A 19644-nucleotide genomic window follows, 5' to 3' on the forward strand; every position below is an offset into this window, starting at 1 on the left:
TATGGGACCGGTCGGCTTGATCGGCTTGGCGACGCGAGGAGGAAACGGCGTGAACGGCGACATCACCCAGAGCCAGGAGTGGGCCGCACTGTCCAAGCACCACGAGGAGCTGGCGGGCAGGCAGCTGCGCGAGCTGTTCGCGACGGACCCCGGCCGGGCCGACCGCATGACGGTGACCGCCGGCGACCTCTACCTCGACTACGCCAAGCACCGCGCCACCCAGGAGACCGTCGGCCTGCTGGTGGCGCTGGCCGAGCGGGCGGGCCTGCGCGACCGGATCACCGCCATGTTCGGCGGCGAGCACATCAACGTCAGCGAGGACCGCGCCGTCCTGCACGTCGCGCTGCGCATGCCCCGTGACGCCGAGCTCGTGGTGGACGGGCAGGACGTGCCGGCCGACGTGCACGCCGTGCTCGACAAGATGAGCGCCTTCGCCGATCGCGTCAGGTCCCAGGAGTGGAAGGGCGCCACCGGCCGGCCCATCGAGACCGTGGTCAACATCGGCATCGGCGGCTCCGACCTGGGCCCCGCCATGGCCTACGAGGCGCTGCGCGACTACGCCGACGCCGGCATCGCCGCCCGCTTCGTCTCCAACATCGACCCGGCCGACATCACCGGCAACCTCGCCGGGCTCGACCCCGCGACCACGCTGTTCGTCGTCAGCTCCAAGACCTTCACCACGCTCGAGACGCTCACCAACGCCCGGGTCGCGCGCCGCTGGCTGGTCGAGGCGCTCGGCGACGAGGCCGTGGCCAAGCACTTCGTGGCCGTCTCCACCAACGCCGGGAAGGTCGCCGAGTTCGGCATCGACACCGACAACATGTTCGGCTTCTGGGACTGGGTGGGCGGCCGCTACTCCTACGACGGCGCCATCGGGCTGTCCCTGATGATCGCCATCGGGCCGGAGCGGTTCCGCGAGATGCTCGCCGGTTTCCACACCATGGACGAGCACTTCCGCACCGCGCCGTTCGAGGCCAACATGCCGGTGCTGATGGCCCTGCTCGGGATCTGGTATACCGATTTCTTCGGCGCCGAGACCCGCGCCGTCCTGCCCTACAGTCAGCGGCTGCACCGCTTCCCCGCCTACCTGCAGCAGCTCACGATGGAGTCCAACGGCAAGTCCGTACGCGCCGACGGCTCCCCGGTCACGGTCAACACCGGCGAGATCTTCTGGGGCGAGCCGGGCACCAACGGCCAGCACGCCTTCTACCAGCTCCTCCACCAGGGCACCCGGCTCGTCCCCGCCGACTTCATCGGCTTCGCCGAGCCCTTCGAGGACCGCGAGGGCATGCACGACCAGCTCACCGCCAACCTGCTCGCGCAGACGTCGGCGCTGGCGTTCGGCAAGACGGCCGAGGAGATCGCGGCCGAGGGCACCGCGCCCGACATCGTCGCGCACAAGGTGATGCCCGGCAACCGGCCCACCTCCACCATCCTCGCCCCCAAGCTGACCCCGTCCACGCTCGGCCAGCTCGTCGCCCTCTACGAGCACATCGTCTTCGCCGAGGGCACGATCTGGGGGGTCGACTCCTTCGACCAGTGGGGGGTTGAGCTGGGCAAGAAGATGGCCCTGGACCTGGCCCCCGCCCTCACCTCCGCCGAGCCGCCCACGACGTTCCCCGACACGTCCACGGAGCGCCTGGTACGCCGATACCGCCGGCTGCGCGGGCGTCGCGTCTGAGGGGTTCCCAGGCGGCCTCGAGACACGGGATCCCCGTCCGGCGCACCCGGCGCCGGTCCGCGTGCGCCACATGTGAGGTGGTGCGGCGGCCGTTCCGGGGTGACGATGGGGCCATGGACATCATGGAGATGGTGGAACGCACGAAGGACACCGCGACCGTCAAGCGTGTCTTCGGTGAGCCGATCCAGCACGGCGACGTCGTGGTCATCCCCGTCGCCAGGGTCGCCCAAGGGGGCGGCGGCGGGCAGGGGCAGGGCAAGAACGAGGAGGGGGAGGGCGGAGGCAGCGGCCTCGGGTTCGGCCTGGGCGCGACGCCCGCCGGGGTGTTCGTGATCAAGGACGGCGACGTGCAGTGGCGGCCCGCCGTCGACGTCAACCGCATCGTGCTCGGCGGCCAGATCGTCGCCATCGTGCTGCTGCTGACCGTGCGCACCATTTTCAAGAAGCGCCGCCGCAGGCGCTGACGTTCCGCGTCATAGGGTGAACGCCATGAGCTCTGTGACGCAGTTCGTGGCTTTCGGCGGTGTCGTGTTGCTCGGGGCCATGTCCCCCGGTCCGGACTTCGCGGTGGTCGTACGCCGCTCCGCCGTCTCCGGCCGGGGGTACGGCATGGCCGCCGCGCTCGGGATCTCGGTGGGCGTGTTCGCCTGGGTGGTGGCCGCCGCCACCGGCGTCGCGGCGCTGCTGGCCGCCTCGGCGATGGCGTTCACCGTGGTCAAGGTGGTCGGCGCGGCCTACCTGCTGTATCTCGGGGTCAAGTCGCTGCGCTCGGCCCTGCGCGGGGGCGGGGAGGCGGAGCTGGACCTGCCCGATCCCGGCCGGCGCAGCTCGTGGGCGGCGTTCGCCGAAGGGCTGCTCACGAACGTGCTCAACCCCAAGGCAGCGCTGTTCTTCGTGGCCCTCGTGCCGCAGTTCGTCAGCTCGGGCGCGTCCATGGCCGACACGCTCGTGTTGTCGCTGATCGCGCTGGCCGGGACGGTCGTGTGGTTCCTGGTGGTCGCCAACATCGTCGGCGCGCTGCGCAGGGTCTTCGCCAGGTCCGCCGTGCGCCGGGCCGTGGACGGCCTGACCGGGGCCGCCCTCATCGGCCTCGGCGTCAAGCTGGCCGCCACCAGCCGCCCGTAAGCCGGACCCCGGCCCCACGCCCTCCTGCGGCTCCTACGACACCGTGACGCCGAGCAGGCTGCCCAGGCCGAACGTCACGGTGGCGGCTCCCACGCCCAGCGCGAGTTGCCGCAGGCCGCCGAGCCACCACGGCCGCGAGGTCATCACCGCCACCGCCGCGCCGAACCCGAACAGCCCCAGCACGCTCAGCACCACGGCCAGGACCATCCCGGACGCCCCGAACAGGAACGGCGCCAGCGGGACCAGCGCCCCCGCCGCGAACGCGCCGAACGACGACGCGGCGGCCATGTACGGCGAGGGCAGGTCGTCGGGATCCACCCCCAGCTCCTCGCGCACGTGCACCCGCAGCGCCTGCTCGGGATCGGCCGACAGCCCTTCGGCGACCCGCCGCGCCAGGTCGGCGTCGAGGCCGCGCGACCGGTAGAGCGCGGCCAGCTCGGCCCGCTCGCCCTCCGGGTTGCGGATCAGCTCCCGCCGCTCCACGGCGATCTCCGCCCGCATCAGCTCGGTCTGGGACCTCACCGACGTGTACTCGCCCGCCGCCATGGAGAACGCGCCGGCGGCCAGCCCGGCGAATCCGGCGAGCACCGCGGCCCGCCCGGCGCCCGCAGCCCCCACGACCCCGGCGATCAACGCGAAGTTGGACACGAGCCCGTCCATGGCTCCGAACACCGCCGGACGCAGCCAGCCGCCGGTGACGTCCCGGTGGCTGTGGTGCTGCTCGGGAGAGTGCGGCCGGTCGAGCTCGATCGTCATGTAATTCCTCCGCTTACGGATGCCTCGTCCAGAAATGTAGGCATATGTCGCCAAGATCCGCAACGAAGGAGAGGCTTCCCTGAACTGCGAGAAAGCCGCTGTGAACGGGATTTGTCGCCCTCCGTGACCGGTCTCAGGCAGGACGGGAGATGCGAAATCCCCCGCCGTCCTCGGCAGGGGATCTCGGCGGTCCGGTCAGACGCGGGCCGGCGCGGCGGCCACCGTCGTCGTCTCCGTCTCGGGGCCGCGGATCAAGGCGGCGCAGTCCGCGATCGTCTCCTCCAGCAGCCCCCGCAGCAGCGCGTCCGGATCGGGGATGCAGGCCTGGACGATGCCGACCACCGACAGCTGCACCGCGTTCGGCGCGGCGTACCTGCGGAACCCCTTCGGGGTGATCCTGGCCGCCCGGCTGAAGCGCCTGGCCTGCTCGGCCGCGTGCGGCACCTCCTCCATCGCCCGGCGGCTCCGCTCGCTCAGCCGGCCGGACGGGAGCCCGTCGAGCCGGGCCAGCATTTCCTCGGCCGCCAGCACCGACACCGCCAGCGCGAGCTGGCGCTCGGCCGCCGCCACCGGCAGGGCCGTCGTGGCGCAGCGCAGCGCGATCCGCGCGTCCACGCGCAGGTCGTCGCTGGACAGGCCGATGATCGACGGTACGAGCCCGACCAGCTTGGCCCGGCTCTCGTCGCCGACGTTGTCGTTGACCAGGCGGGCGAGCGCGGCCAGCAGCGGATGCGTGCAGGCCGGATGGTCGCTCCACCGCTCCCCGGCAAGGTAGGAGGCCAGTTCCATGAAACAGGCACCGCGTTTCGGGTTGCGATGCCTGCCGCGGGACAGGACCGGCATGTGATCAAGATGATTGTCCACGGATGCTCCACTGCTCCACGGGATCGCCGTCTATCCAGTCTGCGCTGTCGTGCGCCGTAACGCCAGAGATTTACTTCCGGCTGCCCGGATGGGCGATGCCGAAACCCACGAAGACCGCGACCGTGCGAGCCGGGACCATCAGGGTGCGGGTGGCGCGGTCGAACGCCGATTCGCGCACGACCGGGTCGCCGGACGCGGCCTGAACGGGATGCAACGTCACGTCCCGCCCGGCGGGCAGATCCATCCCCTGGTCCATCCCCTGGTCCATCCCCTGGGCCGTCATCTGTGCCATCGCCTGGGCGCACGCCGACGGGGTGGCGTTGAAGACGACGGTCACGGACGTCCAGCGCGGATCGAGGCCGCTCGTGTCCACGTGCATGGTGATCACGCCGTCGGCCGATTCCGGGAACGACAGCCGCCTGCGCACCTCCTCCGCCGACCCCAGCGCGAAGGCCGGCGTCGAGTGCCTGATCCGCAGCAACTCGCCGAAGCGGGCCCGGCAGGCGTTGATCGCGTCGCAGCCGGGCCGCAGGGACGCGTCGCCCAGCAGCGCTCTCGCATACGGCCACCTGGCCTCGTTCTCGGCCCTTGGCGGCAGGCCGGCGCCGAACCCGTTGCCCGCCGAGCAGTCCCACAGCAGCCGGTTGAACCAGTCGCCGGAGTCGTAGGAGTTGCGGTCGAAGGACTTCGAGCGCAGCCGCTCGCTGCCCGCGTGCACGAACGCCGTCCCCTGCGACAGCACCACCGTGGCCAGCGACAACACCTGCATCCGCACCCGGTCGTCCATCGGCGTGGCCGGCGGCAGCTTGTACGCCAGCGCGTCGAACAACGTCTCGTTGTCGTGCGCGTCCACGTACGTCACCGCCTCGCCCGGCGCGTCCGTGTACCCCGCCGGCGTGCCGTTGTGCATGATCTCCGAGCCCTTCCGGCCCGACGGCAGCACGTAGTCCCGCAGGCTCCCGGTCAGCCCGATCCTGATCACGTCGGCGTAGGCGGCCAGCCGGGCCCGCTGCTCCTCGGCCGTGCCGTTGGCGGGCGCGCCGTTGGGCGCTCCCGCCAGGCCGGAGCCGAAGCCCTGCACGCGGGGATCGGCGTCGAACGGGCCGCCGCCGCGCACCGCGTCCCGCAGCCCGTCGGCGAACGTGCCGATGCCGGTCCCCGCCAGGTTGACCTGCGTGGCCTGCTCGAAACGGGCGTCGTTCGCGACCTCGCCGAAGTTCCAGCCCTCGCCGTACAGGATGACCGACTTTCCGTCCACGCCGTCCTTCGCCACCGTCAGCGCGTCCAGGGCCTGCCGTACGGCCAGGATGTTCGCCTTCGGATGGTGGCCCATGAGGTCGAAGCGGAAGCCGTCCACCTTGTAGTGCTTCGCCCAGGTGACGATGGAGTCGGTCACGAGCTTGCCCATCATCGTGTGCTCGGGAGCGGTGTTGGCGCAGCAGGTGGAGGTGGCCACGGAGCCGTCCTCGAGCAGCCGGTGGTAGTAGCCGGGGACGATCGGGTCGAGCACGCCGGTGGAGTGGGCGTGGTTGTAGACCACGTCCATGACCACGCGCAGCCCGGCCCGGTTGAGCCCGGCGACCATGGCGCGGAACTCCTTGATCCGGTCGTCGGGATCGGTCGCGTACGAGCCTTCCGGCACCGTGTAGTGCAGCGGGTCGTACCCCCAGTTGAAGGAGTCCCGCGCGGCCGTGCGCGCGACGCACTCCTGCTGCCGGTCGGAGTCGGCGGGCAGCGCGGCCAGGTCGCAGCCGGGCTCGGCCCGGTCGGCCCGGCGCTCGGGGACCGTGGCGAAGTCGAACACGGGCAGCAGGTGCACGTGCGTCAGCCCGTCCGCGGCCAGCGCCCGCAGCTCCCGCATCCCGGCCGTGTCGTCCGCGAAGGCCAGGTACGTGCCGCGACGCTCCTCCGGGAGCGTGGCGTCGGAGGCGGAGAAGTCGCGCACGTGCAGCTCGTAGATCGACGCCTGGTCCTGCGGCACGGCCGGGGGCTTGGCCGTCCGGTCCCAGCCGGGCGGCTTGTGCGCGGCCGCGTCCAGGTTGACGAGCCTGCTGCGCACGCCGTCCGGGGCCACGGCCAGGCTGTACGGGTCGGTCACCTCGTGGGTGACCACCTCGCCGCGCCCGGGGGAGTAGACGGTGACCAGGAACGTGTAGTCGCGGCCCCACCACGTCGGCGGCCCGTGCACGGACCAGACGCCCGTCTCGTCGTCGCGGCGCATCCGGTGCACGGTGCGGTCGCGCCCGGACAGCACGGTGCGGCCGCGTCCGTACAGCGCCAGCTCGACCTTCTGCGCGGTCGGCGCCCACAGCGCCAGCTTCGGCACGATCCGGCCGGTGGGGCCGAGGGCGGCGGTGGCGGCCCCGGCGTACAGGTCGTCCAGCACGCCGGGGATCTGCACGCCCGTCGCCGCGACCACCGTGCCCGAGGCGTCCCGCGCCGCGGCCACGACCTGGCCGCGCAGCGCCTCCCGTGCCAGGCCGGCGTCACGCGGGTCCACCTTCAGCGCGGTGGACGAGGTCAGGTGCGGCCACCCGCGCCGCTGCTCCCCGGTCAGCGTGCCGGGGGTCAGGCGGATGAGCCGCGGGCCGCCGGTCAGCTCGCCGTCGTCCCAGGCGATGCCGCCCTCCGTGCTGAAGGCCAGGACGTGCCGCAGCGACGGATCCACCTGCCACGCCACCGTGTCCCGGTCGATCCAGTGGGCTCTGGCCTCGGTCAGCAGCACCCCGTCATGGTTCCCGTTCGCCCCGGGGACTACCCATGGGCCCGAGCTGCGCCCGTCACCCCACGAGGGTCACCATATCGTCATCGAATGACTACTGTACGTAACTGATCGCCGCACCGGATCCTGGTGGCATGGACGGACTTCTCGATGAGACCTGCGGCGGCGTGACCGAGCTGCGCGTGCACGGCGTCTCCGGCACGCCGCCGGAGACGATGCTCAACCACCCCCATCCGCGGCGCGTCGCCGGCGACGGCGCCACCGGCTTCTACCGGCGCTGGTGGCCGGACGGGCGGCCGGGCGGCGACGACGCGGACGTGCCCGGCGCCCGTCACCGCGAGGCGTACGCGTGGGGCGGCCTCACCTCCGGCGGCCGCGCGATCGCGCTCTGGCTGCCGCTGCTGCCGTTCTCGCTGGCGAACCTGTCCTACTTCATGCTTCCCAGGCCCCCGCGCGGCACCCGGCTGCGGCACGCCACGGAGGCGGCCCAGCGGCTGTTCGCGCTGCTGCTCACCGGCACACTGGTCGGCGCTTTCATCCGGGCCGCCGTCGACCTCGTCGGCTGGCAGTGCACGGCCGCGGGGCGGGCCTGCACCCGCGAGACCGCGCCGTTCTGGGCGCACTGGCTCGGCGACGTGTGGGGGAGTGAGCCGTCGAAGCGGCTGGCCGTCACCGCCCTCGCACCGCTCCTGGTCGTCGTGCTGCTGTGGTGGCTCGGGCGGCGCACCTGGCGGCGCGACGAGCAGGCCGTCGTCCCGCCCGGCGGGGGTCACCGCACCGATGTGCTGCTGGCGCGGCCGCGGTTGTGGCACGGTGGCGCGCCGGTGTGGCGGCTGCGGGTCGCGCACGTCGCCTTCTCCCTGGCCGCCGTCGGGGTGGCCGTGTCGGCGCCGTTCGCGGGCACCCCGCAGGGACGCGCGCTGACCGTCGCCAACGCCGGGGTGCAACTGGCCGCCGCGGTGCTGGTGGTGCTGCCGCAGACCGCCAGGCGGCTGGACCGGCACTCCGGCGCCCGCACCCCGGCGTGGCTCACGGGCTCGTGCCTGGCCCTGCGGGCGGCCGCGCCGCTGGTCTTCGCGGCCACGATCGTGCTCGCCCTGGCCGGGATGGGCCCCGGCACGCCCGGCGCGCAACTGCCCGGAGTCGGTATTGGAACGCTCCAATTCGCGCTCATGGCCGGGATCGGGCTGTTCGTCCTGGTCACCACCTGCGTGCTCGCCGGCATGGACCGGCCGCGCGGCAGGCGGGATCCGATCGAGCGGCGGGCACTGGGCGGCCTGGCGGGCTGGTTCACGCTGATGGCCGCCGCCGGCGCGGCGAACGTGCTGGCGCTCGGCGTGCTGTTCTGGACCGCCACGCTCCTCGGCGTGCCGGCCACCTCGGCCGCGCCCGGACCGCTCGGCCGCGAGATCGTCCTCGACGACGCCGTCTGGTGGACGGCCGCCCTCGTGCCCCTCCTGCTGCTGGGCGCCCTCGTCGTCGTGGCCGTCCTGCACCTGATCCGCAAGGCTGAGGCGGCCAGGCTCGCGCCGCGGCTGACGCACTACTACGGCCAGCGCCACAGCGGCACGGTGGCGGCCACGTGGGCGCTCGCCGCCCTCACCGACCGCGTCGGCCTCGTGCTGGGAATGATCACCGGCCTCGGCGTGGCCGGGTTCACCGTGGTGACCGTGATCCACCGGTTGCGGCTGCTCACCCCCGACGGCGGTCCGGCGGGGCTGGCGGCCTCGATCGGCGGCTGGGCCGTGATCGCGGTCGTCGCAGGCCTGCTGCTGCTCGGCCGCCGCACGTACACCGACTCCCGGCTGCGCAGGACCGTCGGGATCCTGTGGGACGTGTGCACGTTCTGGCCCCGGGCCGTCCACCCGCTCGCCCCACCCTGCTACACCGAGCGCGTCATCCCCGAACTGGCCGCCCGCGTCGGCCGGCTCGCCAGGACCGAGCGCGACCAGGTGATCCTCTCCGGTCACAGCCAGGGCAGCGTCATCGCCGCCGCCCTCGTGCCGCAGCTCAGGCCCGAGCTGCGCCGGCGCGTCGGCCTGCTCACCCACGGGTCGCCGCTGCGCCGCCTGTACGCCGCGTTCTTCCCCGCCTACTTCGGCACCCCCGGGCTCGCCGCCGTACGCGACTCGGTGGCCTGGTACAACCTCTACCGGCTCAGCGACCCCATCGGCGGGCCCGTCTTCCGGCGCGTCGACCCGCTCGGCCCCGGTCCCGTCGCGGGCGGCGATCCCGTCGACCGATTCTGCTGGGACCCGCTCCGGCCCGGGCCCGGGCAGCCGCTGCCCGAGGCGCGCCGGCACTCCGGCTACTGGCTCGACGCGCCCTATGACGAGGCCCTCGACCGGCTGACCGGCGTCAAGCGCGGCGCGCGAGCCCCGTCGATCTGAAATTATCTTTTAGTTCATCCCTTGGTCTTGAAAGTTATATCCATGAGCGATTGAGTTCGGTCGTGCAGACCCTCCGATTGCTGGCCGCCGCCGCGCTTCTGTTAGGCCCCGTCGCCCTGACCGCCGCGCCCGCGCAGGCCGACCCCGCACCACTCGCAGAGGACGCGCTCGAGGCGTCGTCCTATCCGCCGCCGTCGACGCTGCTGGCCCGGGCCGCCGCCGGGCAGCAGCGGCTGGAGACGGCCAAGAGGACCCGGCCGGTGGCGCCGGGGATCTCGCTGACCTCGTTCGACACCTACGACGCGCTCGGCTGGCTGCGCGCGGACGCGATCACCGCCGACCTCGGCGGCGCCAAGGCCGACTATGTGTTCTCCGGCGAGGTGTCCAGGACCGAGCCGCTGTCCGGGCCCGCCCAGCGCTCCCGCGCCGTCGCCGCCGTCAACGGCGACTTCTTCGACATCAACCGCTCCGGCGCCGCCCAGGGCATCGGCGTGCAGAACGGCGACCTCATCCAGTCGCCCGTCGCCGGGCACGAGAACGCGGTCGCGATCACCGGCGACGGCGTCGGGCGCGTGCTGAAGATGTACTTCGAGGGCACCGCCACCCCGGCCGGCGGCTCGCCCATCGCGCTCACCCAGTTCAACCAGATCGTGCAGGGCGGCGGCGTCGGGCTGTTCACGCCGCTGTGGGGCTCGTACGACCGGGCCCGCGCCGTCGACGGCGCGGCGTCCGTCGCCGAGGTCGTCCTGGTCAACGGGGTGGTCACAGAGGTACGCACCTCCGCCGGGACCGGGGCGATCCCGGCCGGGACCACGATCCTGCTGGGCCGCGACGCCGGGGCGGCCGCTCTGGCCGCGCTGAAGGCGGGCGACCGCGTGGACGTGAAATACCGGCCCAAGCCGTCCGACGGCAGCACGGTCAAGGCGGCCGTCGGCGGCAACTGGGTGCTGGTCAAGGACGGCGTCGCGCAGAACTCCGCCGACCCGGCCGCACACCCGCGCACCGCCGTCGGATTCTCCGCCGACGGCAGGAAGATGTACCTGCTGACGGTGGACGGCCGCCAGGCCGACAGCCGCGGCGTGACGCTCAACGAGCTCGCCGCGATGATGGCCGGCCTCGGCGCCGCGAACGCGCTCAACCTCGACGGCGGCGGCTCCTCCACCCTGCTGGCCCGCGAACCCGGCGCCGCCGGCGTGCAGGTCGAGAACAGCCCCTCCGACGGCGGCGAGCGCCCCGTCCCCAACGGCCTGGCGCTCTACGCCCCCGAGGGCAGCGGCAGGCTCAAGGGCTTCTGGCTGGAGACCGCGGGCGACCCCGCCAAGGCGCCCGGCGCCGGCCCCGTCGCGGGCGGACGTCCTGACCGCGTCTTCCCCGGCCTCACCAGGCGGCTGACCGCCGCCGGATACGACGAGACGTACGGCCCCGCCGCCGGGACCCCGTCGTGGCGGGCGGCCCCCGCGGCCCACGGCGTGGTCCGGAACGGGAGATTTCATGCTCTGGTGCCCGGCCGGACCACCGTCACCGCCGCGCGCGGCCGCGCCACGGGCACCATCGACCTGACCGTGCTGCAGCCGCTCCAGCGGCTCGGCACCACCGCCGACCGGCTCGGCATGCCGGGCGCCGGCGGCGCCGCCACGTTCGGCGTGGTCGGCTACGACCGCAACGGCAACTCCGCGCCCATCGAGCCCGCCGACCTGACGCTCGACTACGACAAGAACCTCGTCGAGGTCACCGCGGCCGAGCACGGCTCCTTCACCGTCAAGGCGAAGCAGGCCACCGGGTCCGGGCTCATCACCGCCCGGGTCGGCAAGATCAGCACGGCCGTGCCGGTGACCATCGGGTTCGAGGAGAAGCCGGTCGCCGACTTCGAGGACGCCGCCAAGTGGACGTTCGCCGCCGCCCGCGCCACCGGCTCCCTGTCGGCCGCGCCCGGGCAGAGCGGGGGCGGGCTCAAGCTCTCGTACGACTTCACCACCTCCACCGCCACCCGCGCCGCGTACGCCAGTCCGCCGCAGCAGATCGTGGTGGACGGGCAGCCGCAGGGGTTCGGGCTGTGGATCCACTCCACCGGCAAGGGGGAGTGGCCCAGTCTGGAGTTCTACGACGGGCTCGGCCAGTCGCAGATCCTGCGCGGTCCGTACATGACGTGGACCGGGTGGAAGTTCGTGGAGTTCGCCGTGCCCGCGGGCGTGAACTACCCGCTCAAGCTGCGGCGCTTCTACGTGGCCGAGACCAGGGCCGACGCGAAGTACACCGGCGAGATCCTCATCGACGGACTGGTCGCCAAGGTGCCGCCGGCGGTGTCCGCGCCCGCCGCCCCCAAGGTCGCCGACCCCGTGGTCAAGTCCTCGGTGGCGCAGATGCCGTGGCGGTTCGCGGTCATGTCCGACGCGCAGTTCGTGGCCAGGGACCCCGGTAGCGACATCGTCAAGAACGCCCGCCGCACGCTGCGTGAGATCAAGGCGGCCAAGCCGGACTTCCTGCTGATCAACGGCGACCTGGTGGACGAGGCGTCGCCGGAGGACTTCGCGCTGGCCAAGAAGATCCTCGACGAGGAACTCGGCGGTGAGCTGAAATATCACTACATCCCTGGCAATCATGAGGTCATGGGCGGCAAGATCGACAACTTCAAGGCCGCCTTCGGCGACACGTACCGGACGTTCGACCACAAGGGCACCCGCTTCATCACCCTGGACACCTCGCGCCTGAACCTCAGGGGCGGCGGCTACGACCAGGTGGCGATGCTCAGGTCCGAGCTGGACGAGGCCGCCGAGGACGCCTCGGTCGGGTCCGTCGCGGTGCTGTTCCACGTGCCGCCGCGCGACCCGACGCCCGGCAAGGGCAGCCAGCTCGGCGACCGCAAGGAGGCCGCGCTGGTGGAGGACTGGCTGGCCGGCTTCCAGCGCGACACCGGCAAGGGTGCCGCCTACATCGGGGCGCACGTGGGGACCTTCCACGCGGCGCGGGTGGACGCGGTGCCGTACTTCATCAACGGCAATTCCGGCAAGAACCCCGCCACCGCGCCCGACGACGGCGGTTTCACCGGCTGGTCGCTGTGGGGCGTGGACCCGGTGACGCGGGCCGAGGCCGAGCACGTCAGGCGCAACTGGTTCGCGGACGCGCCGGACTGGATCGGTACGCAGGTCCGCCCGCACGTGGACGACCTCGTGCTCACCGCCCCGGACACGATCGCCCTCGGCGCTCCCGTCCCGGTGTCGGCGGCGGTCAAGCAGGGGAGCAGGACGGTGCCCGCCGCTTACCCGGTCTCGGCGGCCTGGTCCGGCTCGCCGAACCTGCACGTCGGCACCCGCAAGACGGCCAAGCCGTGGCACGCCGCCGTGCTCGACCCGGGCGCCGGCACGCTGACCGCCCTGCGGGAGGGGCGGGTGACGGTCGCCGTCACGGTCAGCGGCGTCACCCGCCAGGCCACGGTGGCGCTGACCGCCAAGGCCGCGGCCTGACCTTCGGGCGGCCGGCTCGAACGGCCGCCCTCGCGTGAGCCCGGCGGGAGGAGGCGCCTGCGGACGCCGCTCCCGCCGGGTGCGTCAGCCGGCGCCGAGGCAGAGGAACGACCACGCGGTGGCCGTCGCGACGGGGTCGCCGCCGGTGGCGCGGCCGGCGTCGCGCAGCGCGGCCGGCAGGCTCGCCCCGGCACGCAGCTCGCGATGGAGAGCGATCATGAGCGGGACGACCGCGACGTCGTTCACCGGGACGACGCTCGCCACGATGCCCGTCGTGCCGAGCCGCATGAGGGAGACGGCCAGGCCCAGCAGCTCGTCCGCCCCGGCCGGGTGGGCCCGGCCGGAGTCGCAGCTCGACAACACCACCTGCCGGGGCGCACGGTGGATGCGTTCGAGGTCGTAGACGGTCAGCGGTCCGTCGTCGACGCGCAGCGAGGACAACAGCGGGCTGTCGGTGCGGAAGTCGCCGTGGGCCGCGATGTGCGCCAGCCGCGCCCCGTCCATGGCCTCCAGGACACGGGCGACGGTCGCGGTGCCTCCGCCGAGCACCACCGGGGGCCGGGCGTCACCGGAGAGGGAGTCCGGCTCGCGGGCGAGGTGCGCCACCTCGGCTCCCTCCGACGGCAGCCCGGGGCCGCGGATGAGCGCCACGCCCGTGCCCTGCGCCCGCGTCCCGCGTGCCCGCAGCCAGAACGCCGCCGAGGGCGCCACGCTCACCACCCGCCCGCGCAGGCCCGGCAGCAGCGCCCACGGCACGGCCTGCAGGCGGCCGGGCGGCACGATCACCACCTCGCGGTCGCCGAGCAGCCGCACCGCGTCCCCGAGCAGGAGCCGTTCGAGCTCCTGCCCCGCGGCGTCGAGCTGGCCGAGCAGCTGTGCGGGGGTCAGCGTCGAGCGCCCGTGCGCCAGCCGGGTCAGGGAGAACCTGACCAGGTCGACCTGCCGGCCCGCCTGCTCCGTACGGCCCGCCGCGACCATCCTGACGGGACCCGCACCCCCGCAGACCAGGACGTGCAGCTCACCGGCCACGTCGACGAGTTCCAGGAGCAGGCGGTCGCCCAGCTCGTCGCGGAGCCTGGGCAGGTCGAAGGAGAACGGCACGATACGGTCGCCGCCGTGGGCACGCCGCGCCCGGTCCCTGGCCGCCCGCTCCAGGCGTAGCTGCTCACGCCGCAGCGCGGCGGTCGGCAGCCCCTGCGCCTGAGCCTCGGCCAGCCGGCTGGTCACCATGCGCATGGCGGCGAGGTCGGCCTGCAGCTCCTCGTCGTCGGGCGGCCGTACGGGCGGGATGACGAGCGCGCCGGCCCGCCACCGCTCGCTCCAGGACAGCAGCAGCCGCGGCCGGTTCAGCCGCAGCGCGTGCCGCTGCGCCAGCCCGGCCAGTTCGGCGCCGTGCGCGCCGGCCTGCGCCCGCAGCTCCGACGAGCCCAGCGTGGCCCGATACTCGTTGATCAGCTCCAGGCCGCGCCGGCACGCGCGCATGAGGCGGCGATGGTCGCCGGCCGCCTCCGCCCGCAGCGCCTCGGCCAGCCAGCCCGCCGTGCGGGAGAGCGCCGGCCCGCCGCGCCGCGCCCCTGCCGCCACGCCGAGGTGCTCTTCGGCCTCCCCGGTCCTGCCCAGCGCGAGCGCGATCTGCCCGGCCACCAGCCGGCTCAGCGGCAGGCGCGAGGAGGACAGTGCGGCCAGTTCGCGTGCGCATCTGGCGGCGTCCCTGAGCAGGGCCTCGTTCGGCGGCCCGGCGGCGAACTGGGCCTGCGCCAGCACCAGCCGGGCGTGCACGCGCCACCAGGGCCGCCGTTGCCGCTCGAAGAGCCGGACGGCGGCGCGGGCCCGGTCGAGCGCGGCCGGGGCCCGGCCGGCCGCCAGCGCGCACTCGGCCGCCGTCAGGAGCAGCTCGGCCCGCTTCAGCGGCGCCCCGTGGACGCGTTCCAGCCGGTCGATCTCGGCGTCGGCCTCGCCCAGCGCCTCCTCGGCCAGCCCGGCCGCGAGCAGCGCCGCGCACCGGTGGACGCTCAGGGCCGGGTCCGCGGCGCCGAGCCGGGCGTAGCGCTCGGCGGCGGTGTCGAAACAGGACAGGGCGGCCGGCAGATCGCCGATGCGGTGCGCCAGCACACCCCGGTGCACGATGGCGTCCACGGACTCAAGCTCCTGGCCGGTGCGGGCGAACAGCTCCTCCGCGCGGCCCAGGTCGGTGACCGCCGACCGCACGGAACCGAGCGCGAGGGCGCAGAACGCCCGCTCGGTGCGCGCCCTGGCCTCCCAGAGCAGGTCCCCTTCCAGGCGTAGCACGGCGATCGCGGTGTTGAGGTCGGACAGGGCCGCGCGGTGTTCGCCGAGCGCGAGCAGGACACCGCCGCGCCGCAGCAGGATCCGGCCGCGCAGCAGGCCGGCCGAGCGCTGCGCGGCGGCGTTGAGCGCGTTGCGGCCGGAGGCCGTACGCCCGGCGAACACGAGCGCCACGCCGAGGGTGGCCAGCACGTCGGCCTCCCGTTCGGGCGATCCGGAGGCACGCGCGAGCCCTCTGGCCGCACGCAGCTCCTCCACGGCGGCGCCGATGTCGCCGAACTCGCGCAGCACGATGCCGATCGCCTGCCGCGCGACCGACGCCTCCGCGGGCGGAAGGCCCGCGGCCAGCAGGTCCCGCGCCCGCTCCAGCGCCTCGTACGGGCGAGAAAGCGCCAGGGAGAGCAGCTCCGTCGTCCCGGAATCCGCCGGTTCGGCAGCCATGCCCACGACTTTCGACGATTCGCTGTACCGAGTGCAAGGCCCACGTCTATGAAAGGGGTGGCAGGTGTGACCGAGGAGAAAGGACAGGCATGGACGCCGTCTTCGCCGCGCAGTACCGCCTCCTGCAAAGGACGTTCGCCAGGGAGGGCATCGAGATCAACGTCGCCCTCGCCCCCGGCGGCGCCGTCGACTACGTCTACCGGTCGCGCCGGCTGCTCACCAGGGACCGCGGCCGCAACGTGGAGCAGATCAGCGAGCTGCTCCCCGGCGTCACACGCGTGGACGAACGAGCCCACGGCGACCTGGCCGTACTGTCCATCGAAGGCGTCGAGCGAGGCTCGCTCACCGTTCCCGAGGCGCTGGACCTGCTGGACGAGCGGCTCGGCGACGACAACCCGGCGCGCCGCGGCGAGCCTCCGCTGGCCACCCCGGACCACGTGGTGACCATCGCCAGGCTCTGCCCGGCCACCGAGCCCGAGGTGCCCAGCGGGAACCCGGCCGAGCCCTGGCCGGCCCAGCGCCCGCCCGCGCAGGAGGCGAAGCCCGTCCTGATCGGGGTCGCGGACACCGGCATGCTGGACGGCCCCCTGCCCGCCTGGCTGGCCGGGATCGGCGGAGACATCGACGAGCTCGGGCCGATCCTGCCCAGCGGCCTGGCGCGCATCCCGCCGTTCACCGGGCACGGGACGTTCGCCGCGGGCGTCGCGCGGTGCATGGCCCCGCAGGCCGGCGTGTTCGTGGCCGATCACTTCTCGCTGTCGGGCGGCGAGCTCGAGAGCGCGATCGCCGCCCGGCTCGACGACCTGATCCGGCAGCAGGGCCCGGCCGTCGTAAACCTCTCCGCGGGCACGTACACGCGCGACAACTGGACCTCGCTCGGCTTCGAGACCTTCCACGAGACGCATCCCGATGTCGTGCTGGTCGCCGCCGCGGGCAACGACTCCACCGACCGCCCGTTCTACCCCGCGGCCTACACATGGGCCGTGTCCGTCGGGGCACTGGGCCCGGACCAGGCGCACCGCGCCTGGTTCAGCAACTACGGCGACTGGGTGGACGTGTACGCGCTGGGCGAGGGCATGGTCAACGCCTACGCGAACGGCGAGTACCTCTACCAGGAGCCGCCCAAGGCCCCCGCCGTCCAGATCTTCGAGGGCATGAGCAGGTGGGACGGCACCTCGTTCGCCGCCCCTCTGGTGGCGGGGATGATCGCCGACCACCTGGCCAGGAACGGCGGAGGGCCGCAGGAGGCCAAGGACGCCGTGCTGAGCCAGGCGACCGCCCTGCCGGGCGTGGGGCAGGCCCTCATCCTGCAGTGACGTCCAGGGCCGCGTATCAGCGGCAAGGTCACCCGCTCCGAAGGAGATGAGGACCCGGACGAGCGCCACTGCCCGCTTCCCGCGCGAGCCCCTCCCGTAGGAGGATTGCGGGGGGTGCGGGCCGGACGCACCGGCGGGCCACCAAGCCGACGACCGGAACAGGATGAGTGACATGGCCACCTCACCGTGGGCCGATGACGATCGGCTCCTGGCCGCGCTGCGAGACGCCGCCCAAGCCGCGGGGTCGGTGCCGCCCGGACTCGTCGAAGCCGGCAAGGCCGTCTTCACCTGGCACGATCCCGACGCCGAGCTCGCCGCCCTGGTCTACGACTCCGCGTACGACCACGACCTCGTACAGGTCACCAGAGGGGGGCCGCGCACCCTGATCTTCAACGCGGGCGGCGAGCTGACGATCGAGGTCGAGGTGGGCCCCGACGTGCTGGTCGGGCAGCTCCTGCCGCCGCGCCCCGGCACGGTGGAGCGTCAGCTGCCCGGCGGCGACGTGATCGACGCGCCGATCGACGCCGCCGGCGGGTTCGCGCTCAGACCCGCTCCCGCGGGCGCCTTCCGCCTGCGCTGCGCCTGCGGCGATCAGGTCCTCACGACCGCCTGGGTTCCGGCCGGCCCTGCGTGACCCCGGGCCTCAGCCCTCGTCCTGGCCGACGAAGCCGCTGAGATGCGGGCTGCGGCGCAACCTGGCCAGGCAGCGGGCCCGCTGCGGTCCGATGCCGCCGATCGGCACCCCCAGCCGCTCGCTGATCTGCGCGTACGACAGCGGGGTCTCGCTCAGGAAGCAGGAGAGCAGCGTCCGGCAGTACTCGGGCAGGCCGGCCAGGGCGGTCCGCAGCGCGAGATCCCGCTGGGCCCGCTCCACCTCCTCGTGCACCACGGCGGTCTCGTCCTTCAGATCGGCCTCCAGCACCTGCTCCGCGTCCTGCCTGCGGCGCGTCACGCGGTAGTGGCGCAAGCACTCGCGCTGCGCGACCATCGCGATCCAGCCGGGGAGCGCCGCGGGCTCCCGGAGCTCGGCCAAGTGCTCCACCATGCGCAGCCACACGGTCTGGGCCACGTCGAGCGCGTCGGCGTTGCTCAGGCGGTAACGCAGGCAGATGGACCACAGCAGGGGGGAGTACCGTTCGACGATGTCGTCCCACGCGTCCTGCTCGCCCTTGCGTGCCTTGACGACCAGTGCCACGACCTGCGGATCGTCTCGCATGCCGCCTCCAGGGGCGCCGTCACCCATCGTGTTGTCCGCCTGACACGGCATCGTATCCGCGCGACCGTCAGCGGAGCGGCATCGTTCGTGGAACGCAGCCCGGTCCGGCCGTGTCGGGTCGCGCCCGCGGGGCCGGGTACGACATGGTGGCATCCGGGGAGGGAGACCATCGATGTCCACGGAACTCGACCTCGTGCCCGCCGGATTCGTCCGGGCCATCGAGGAACTGCCGCTGGTGGACCACCACGTCCACGGAGCCACGGCCCACGACCTGTCGCGCAAGGCGTTCGAGGAGATGATCACCGAGTCGGACCGTCCCACGCCGGAGTGGATGACCCCGTTCGACTCGCAACTCGGGTTCGCCATCCTGCGCCACTGCGCGCCCGTGCTTGGGCTCGAACCGCACTGCGCGCCCGAGGAGTACCTCGCGCGCCGCGCCAGGCTCGGCGCGGACGAGGTCAACCGGAGGCTGCTCACCGCCGCCGGCGCGGGCCACTTCCTCGTCGAGACGGGTTACCGGGGCGAGGACCTGCTCGGCCCCTCCGGCATGGCCGAGGTCAGCGGCGTGCCGGCCGACGAGGTGGTGCGCCTGGAGACGGTGGCCGAGCACGTGGCGGCGGGCGGGTACGCGGCGGGCGCGTTCGCCGGCCGGTTCGCCGAGGCGCTGTGGGAGCGCACCCGTACGGCCCGCGGGCTCAAGACCATCGCCGCCTACCGGCACGGCCTCGACTTCGACCCCGAGCCACCCGACAGGGCGGAGGTCGCGGAGGCCGCGGGGCGCTGGCTGGCCGCGGGCGGGCGGCTGACCGATCCCGTGCTGCTGCGGCACCTGATCTGGACGGGGATCGAACGCGGGCTGCCCCTGCAGTTCCACATCGGCTACGGCGACCCCGACGTGGACCTGCGCCGCTCCGACCCGCTGCTGCTGCGCGGGCTGATCGAGCGGGCCGAGCCCACCGGGACGCCGCTGGTGCTGCTGCACTGCTACCCCTACCAGCGGCACGCGGGGTTCCTCGCGCACGCGTACCCGACCGTGTTCTTCGACGTGGGGCTGGCCGTGAACCACACCGGGGCGCGCAGCGCGGCCGTGGTGGCCGAGAGCCTGGAGGTGGCGCCGTTCGCCAAGATCCTCTACTCCTCCGACGCGTGGGGGCCCGCCGAGCTGCACCACCTGGGGTCGGTGTTGTGGCGGCGGGCGATGGCGCGGGTGCTGGGCGGGTTCGTGGTGGAGGGGGAGTGGTCGCCCGAGCAGGCGATGAAGGTGGCGGCGATGATCGGCGCGGAGAACGCCCGCCGCCTCTACGGCCTGGGCGCCCGCCCGTGACCGCGCGGCGGGGCCGACCAGGTACGGACAGAAAACTCATCGGTGCACAAAATGCTCGCGAA

Annotated in this window: 13 protein-coding genes; 8 read left to right on the forward strand and 5 right to left on the reverse strand. The window is 73.5% G+C overall.

The window, feature by feature from the left end:
* The first annotated feature begins 1 nt into the window (after window position 1).
* The 3 genes from pgi to ACIBX3_RS19295 all read left to right on the forward strand — a co-directional run bounded on the left by pgi (window position 2) and on the right by ACIBX3_RS19295 (window position 2806).
* On the forward strand, window positions 2-1681 hold the full coding sequence (gene pgi, locus ACIBX3_RS19285; RefSeq protein ID WP_397118681.1) for a glucose-6-phosphate isomerase: 1680 nt from the start codon (window positions 2-4) through the stop codon (window positions 1679-1681).
* Between the two features lie 113 nt (window positions 1682-1794).
* Complete coding sequence (locus ACIBX3_RS19290) at window positions 1795-2145, forward strand: spore germination protein GerW family protein (RefSeq protein ID WP_397118683.1); 351 nt, start codon at window positions 1795-1797, stop codon at window positions 2143-2145.
* A 25-nt stretch (window positions 2146-2170) separates the two neighbouring features.
* Window positions 2171-2806 (forward strand): LysE family translocator, encoded by a 636-nt coding sequence (locus tag ACIBX3_RS19295; protein ID WP_397118685.1) that lies wholly within the window; start codon window positions 2171-2173, stop codon window positions 2804-2806.
* Window positions 2807-2839: 33 nt separating this feature from the next.
* Here ACIBX3_RS19295 and ACIBX3_RS19300 read toward each other — a convergent pair whose 3' ends face one another.
* The 3 genes from ACIBX3_RS19300 to pulA all read right to left on the reverse strand — a co-directional run bounded on the left by ACIBX3_RS19300 (window position 2840) and on the right by pulA (window position 7151).
* Window positions 2840-3562, reverse strand: coding sequence for a VIT1/CCC1 transporter family protein (locus tag ACIBX3_RS19300; protein ID WP_397118687.1), 723 nt, complete (start codon window positions 3560-3562; stop codon window positions 2840-2842).
* A 195-nt stretch (window positions 3563-3757) separates the two neighbouring features.
* On the reverse strand, window positions 3758-4426 hold the full coding sequence (locus tag ACIBX3_RS19305; RefSeq protein WP_397118689.1) for a hypothetical protein: 669 nt from the start codon (window positions 4424-4426) through the stop codon (window positions 3758-3760).
* 70 nt (window positions 4427-4496) lie between these two features.
* Window positions 4497-7151 carry a pullulanase-type alpha-1,6-glucosidase gene (gene pulA / locus ACIBX3_RS19310; RefSeq protein ID WP_397118691.1) on the reverse strand — a complete coding sequence of 885 codons (2655 nt, stop codon included), beginning with the start codon at window positions 7149-7151 and terminating at the stop codon, window positions 4497-4499.
* A gap of 131 nt (window positions 7152-7282) precedes the next feature.
* Between pulA and ACIBX3_RS19315 the strand changes: the two genes are divergently transcribed.
* Together ACIBX3_RS19315 and ACIBX3_RS19320 are read left to right on the forward strand one after the other, a co-directional pair.
* Window positions 7283-9538: a hypothetical protein gene (locus ACIBX3_RS19315; protein ID WP_397118693.1), complete on the forward strand. Its 2256-nt coding sequence runs from the start codon at window positions 7283-7285 to the stop codon at window positions 9536-9538.
* A gap of 62 nt (window positions 9539-9600) precedes the next feature.
* Complete coding sequence (locus ACIBX3_RS19320) at window positions 9601-12999, forward strand: phosphodiester glycosidase family protein (RefSeq protein ID WP_397118695.1); 3399 nt, start codon at window positions 9601-9603, stop codon at window positions 12997-12999.
* 84 nt (window positions 13000-13083) lie between these two features.
* Here ACIBX3_RS19320 and ACIBX3_RS19325 read toward each other — a convergent pair whose 3' ends face one another.
* Window positions 13084-15726, reverse strand: a complete 2643-nt coding sequence (locus tag ACIBX3_RS19325) for a CHAT domain-containing protein (protein ID WP_397118697.1) — start codon at window positions 15724-15726, stop codon at window positions 13084-13086.
* A gap of 89 nt (window positions 15727-15815) precedes the next feature.
* On the opposite strand from ACIBX3_RS19325, the gene ACIBX3_RS19330 reads away from it, so the two are divergent.
* Window positions 15816-17042, forward strand: coding sequence for a S8 family peptidase (locus ACIBX3_RS19330; protein WP_397118699.1), 1227 nt, complete (start codon window positions 15816-15818; stop codon window positions 17040-17042).
* Between the two features lie 172 nt (window positions 17043-17214).
* On the forward strand, window positions 17215-17676 hold the full coding sequence (locus ACIBX3_RS19335; protein ID WP_397118701.1) for a hypothetical protein: 462 nt from the start codon (window positions 17215-17217) through the stop codon (window positions 17674-17676).
* Between the two features lie 9 nt (window positions 17677-17685).
* Here ACIBX3_RS19335 and ACIBX3_RS19340 read toward each other — a convergent pair whose 3' ends face one another.
* Complete coding sequence (locus ACIBX3_RS19340) at window positions 17686-18258, reverse strand: RNA polymerase sigma factor (RefSeq protein ID WP_397118703.1); 573 nt, start codon at window positions 18256-18258, stop codon at window positions 17686-17688.
* Between the two features lie 172 nt (window positions 18259-18430).
* On the opposite strand from ACIBX3_RS19340, the gene ACIBX3_RS19345 reads away from it, so the two are divergent.
* On the forward strand, window positions 18431-19582 hold the full coding sequence (locus tag ACIBX3_RS19345) for an amidohydrolase family protein (RefSeq protein ID WP_397118705.1): 1152 nt from the start codon (window positions 18431-18433) through the stop codon (window positions 19580-19582).
* The last annotated feature ends 62 nt before the right edge of the window (window positions 19583-19644 follow it).

The sequence above is a fragment of the Nonomuraea sp. NPDC049480 genome (assembly GCF_044465905.1).
Classification (GTDB): domain Bacteria; phylum Actinomycetota; class Actinomycetes; order Streptosporangiales; family Streptosporangiaceae; genus Nonomuraea.

Excerpts from the sequence above, each read along its gene's own strand:
- ACIBX3_RS19290 (WP_397118683.1), top strand. The coding sequence starts at position 1,795 with ATGGACATCATGGAGATGGTGGAACGCACGAAGGACACCGCGACCGTC.
- ACIBX3_RS19325 (WP_397118697.1), bottom strand. The coding sequence starts at position 15,726 with ATGGCTGCCGAACCGGCGGATTCCGGGACGACGGAGCTGCTCTCCCTG.
- ACIBX3_RS19345 (WP_397118705.1), top strand. The coding sequence starts at position 18,431 with ATGTCCACGGAACTCGACCTCGTGCCCGCCGGATTCGTCCGGGCCATC.
- ACIBX3_RS19340 (WP_397118703.1), bottom strand. The coding sequence starts at position 18,258 with ATGCGAGACGATCCGCAGGTCGTGGCACTGGTCGTCAAGGCACGCAAG.
- ACIBX3_RS19315 (WP_397118693.1), top strand. The coding sequence starts at position 7,283 with ATGGACGGACTTCTCGATGAGACCTGCGGCGGCGTGACCGAGCTGCGC.
- ACIBX3_RS19295 (WP_397118685.1), top strand. The coding sequence starts at position 2,171 with ATGAGCTCTGTGACGCAGTTCGTGGCTTTCGGCGGTGTCGTGTTGCTC.
- ACIBX3_RS19335 (WP_397118701.1), top strand. The coding sequence starts at position 17,215 with ATGGCCACCTCACCGTGGGCCGATGACGATCGGCTCCTGGCCGCGCTG.
- ACIBX3_RS19330 (WP_397118699.1), top strand. The coding sequence starts at position 15,816 with ATGGACGCCGTCTTCGCCGCGCAGTACCGCCTCCTGCAAAGGACGTTC.
- ACIBX3_RS19300 (WP_397118687.1), bottom strand. The coding sequence starts at position 3,562 with ATGACGATCGAGCTCGACCGGCCGCACTCTCCCGAGCAGCACCACAGC.
- pgi (WP_397118681.1), top strand. The coding sequence starts at position 2 with ATGGGACCGGTCGGCTTGATCGGCTTGGCGACGCGAGGAGGAAACGGC.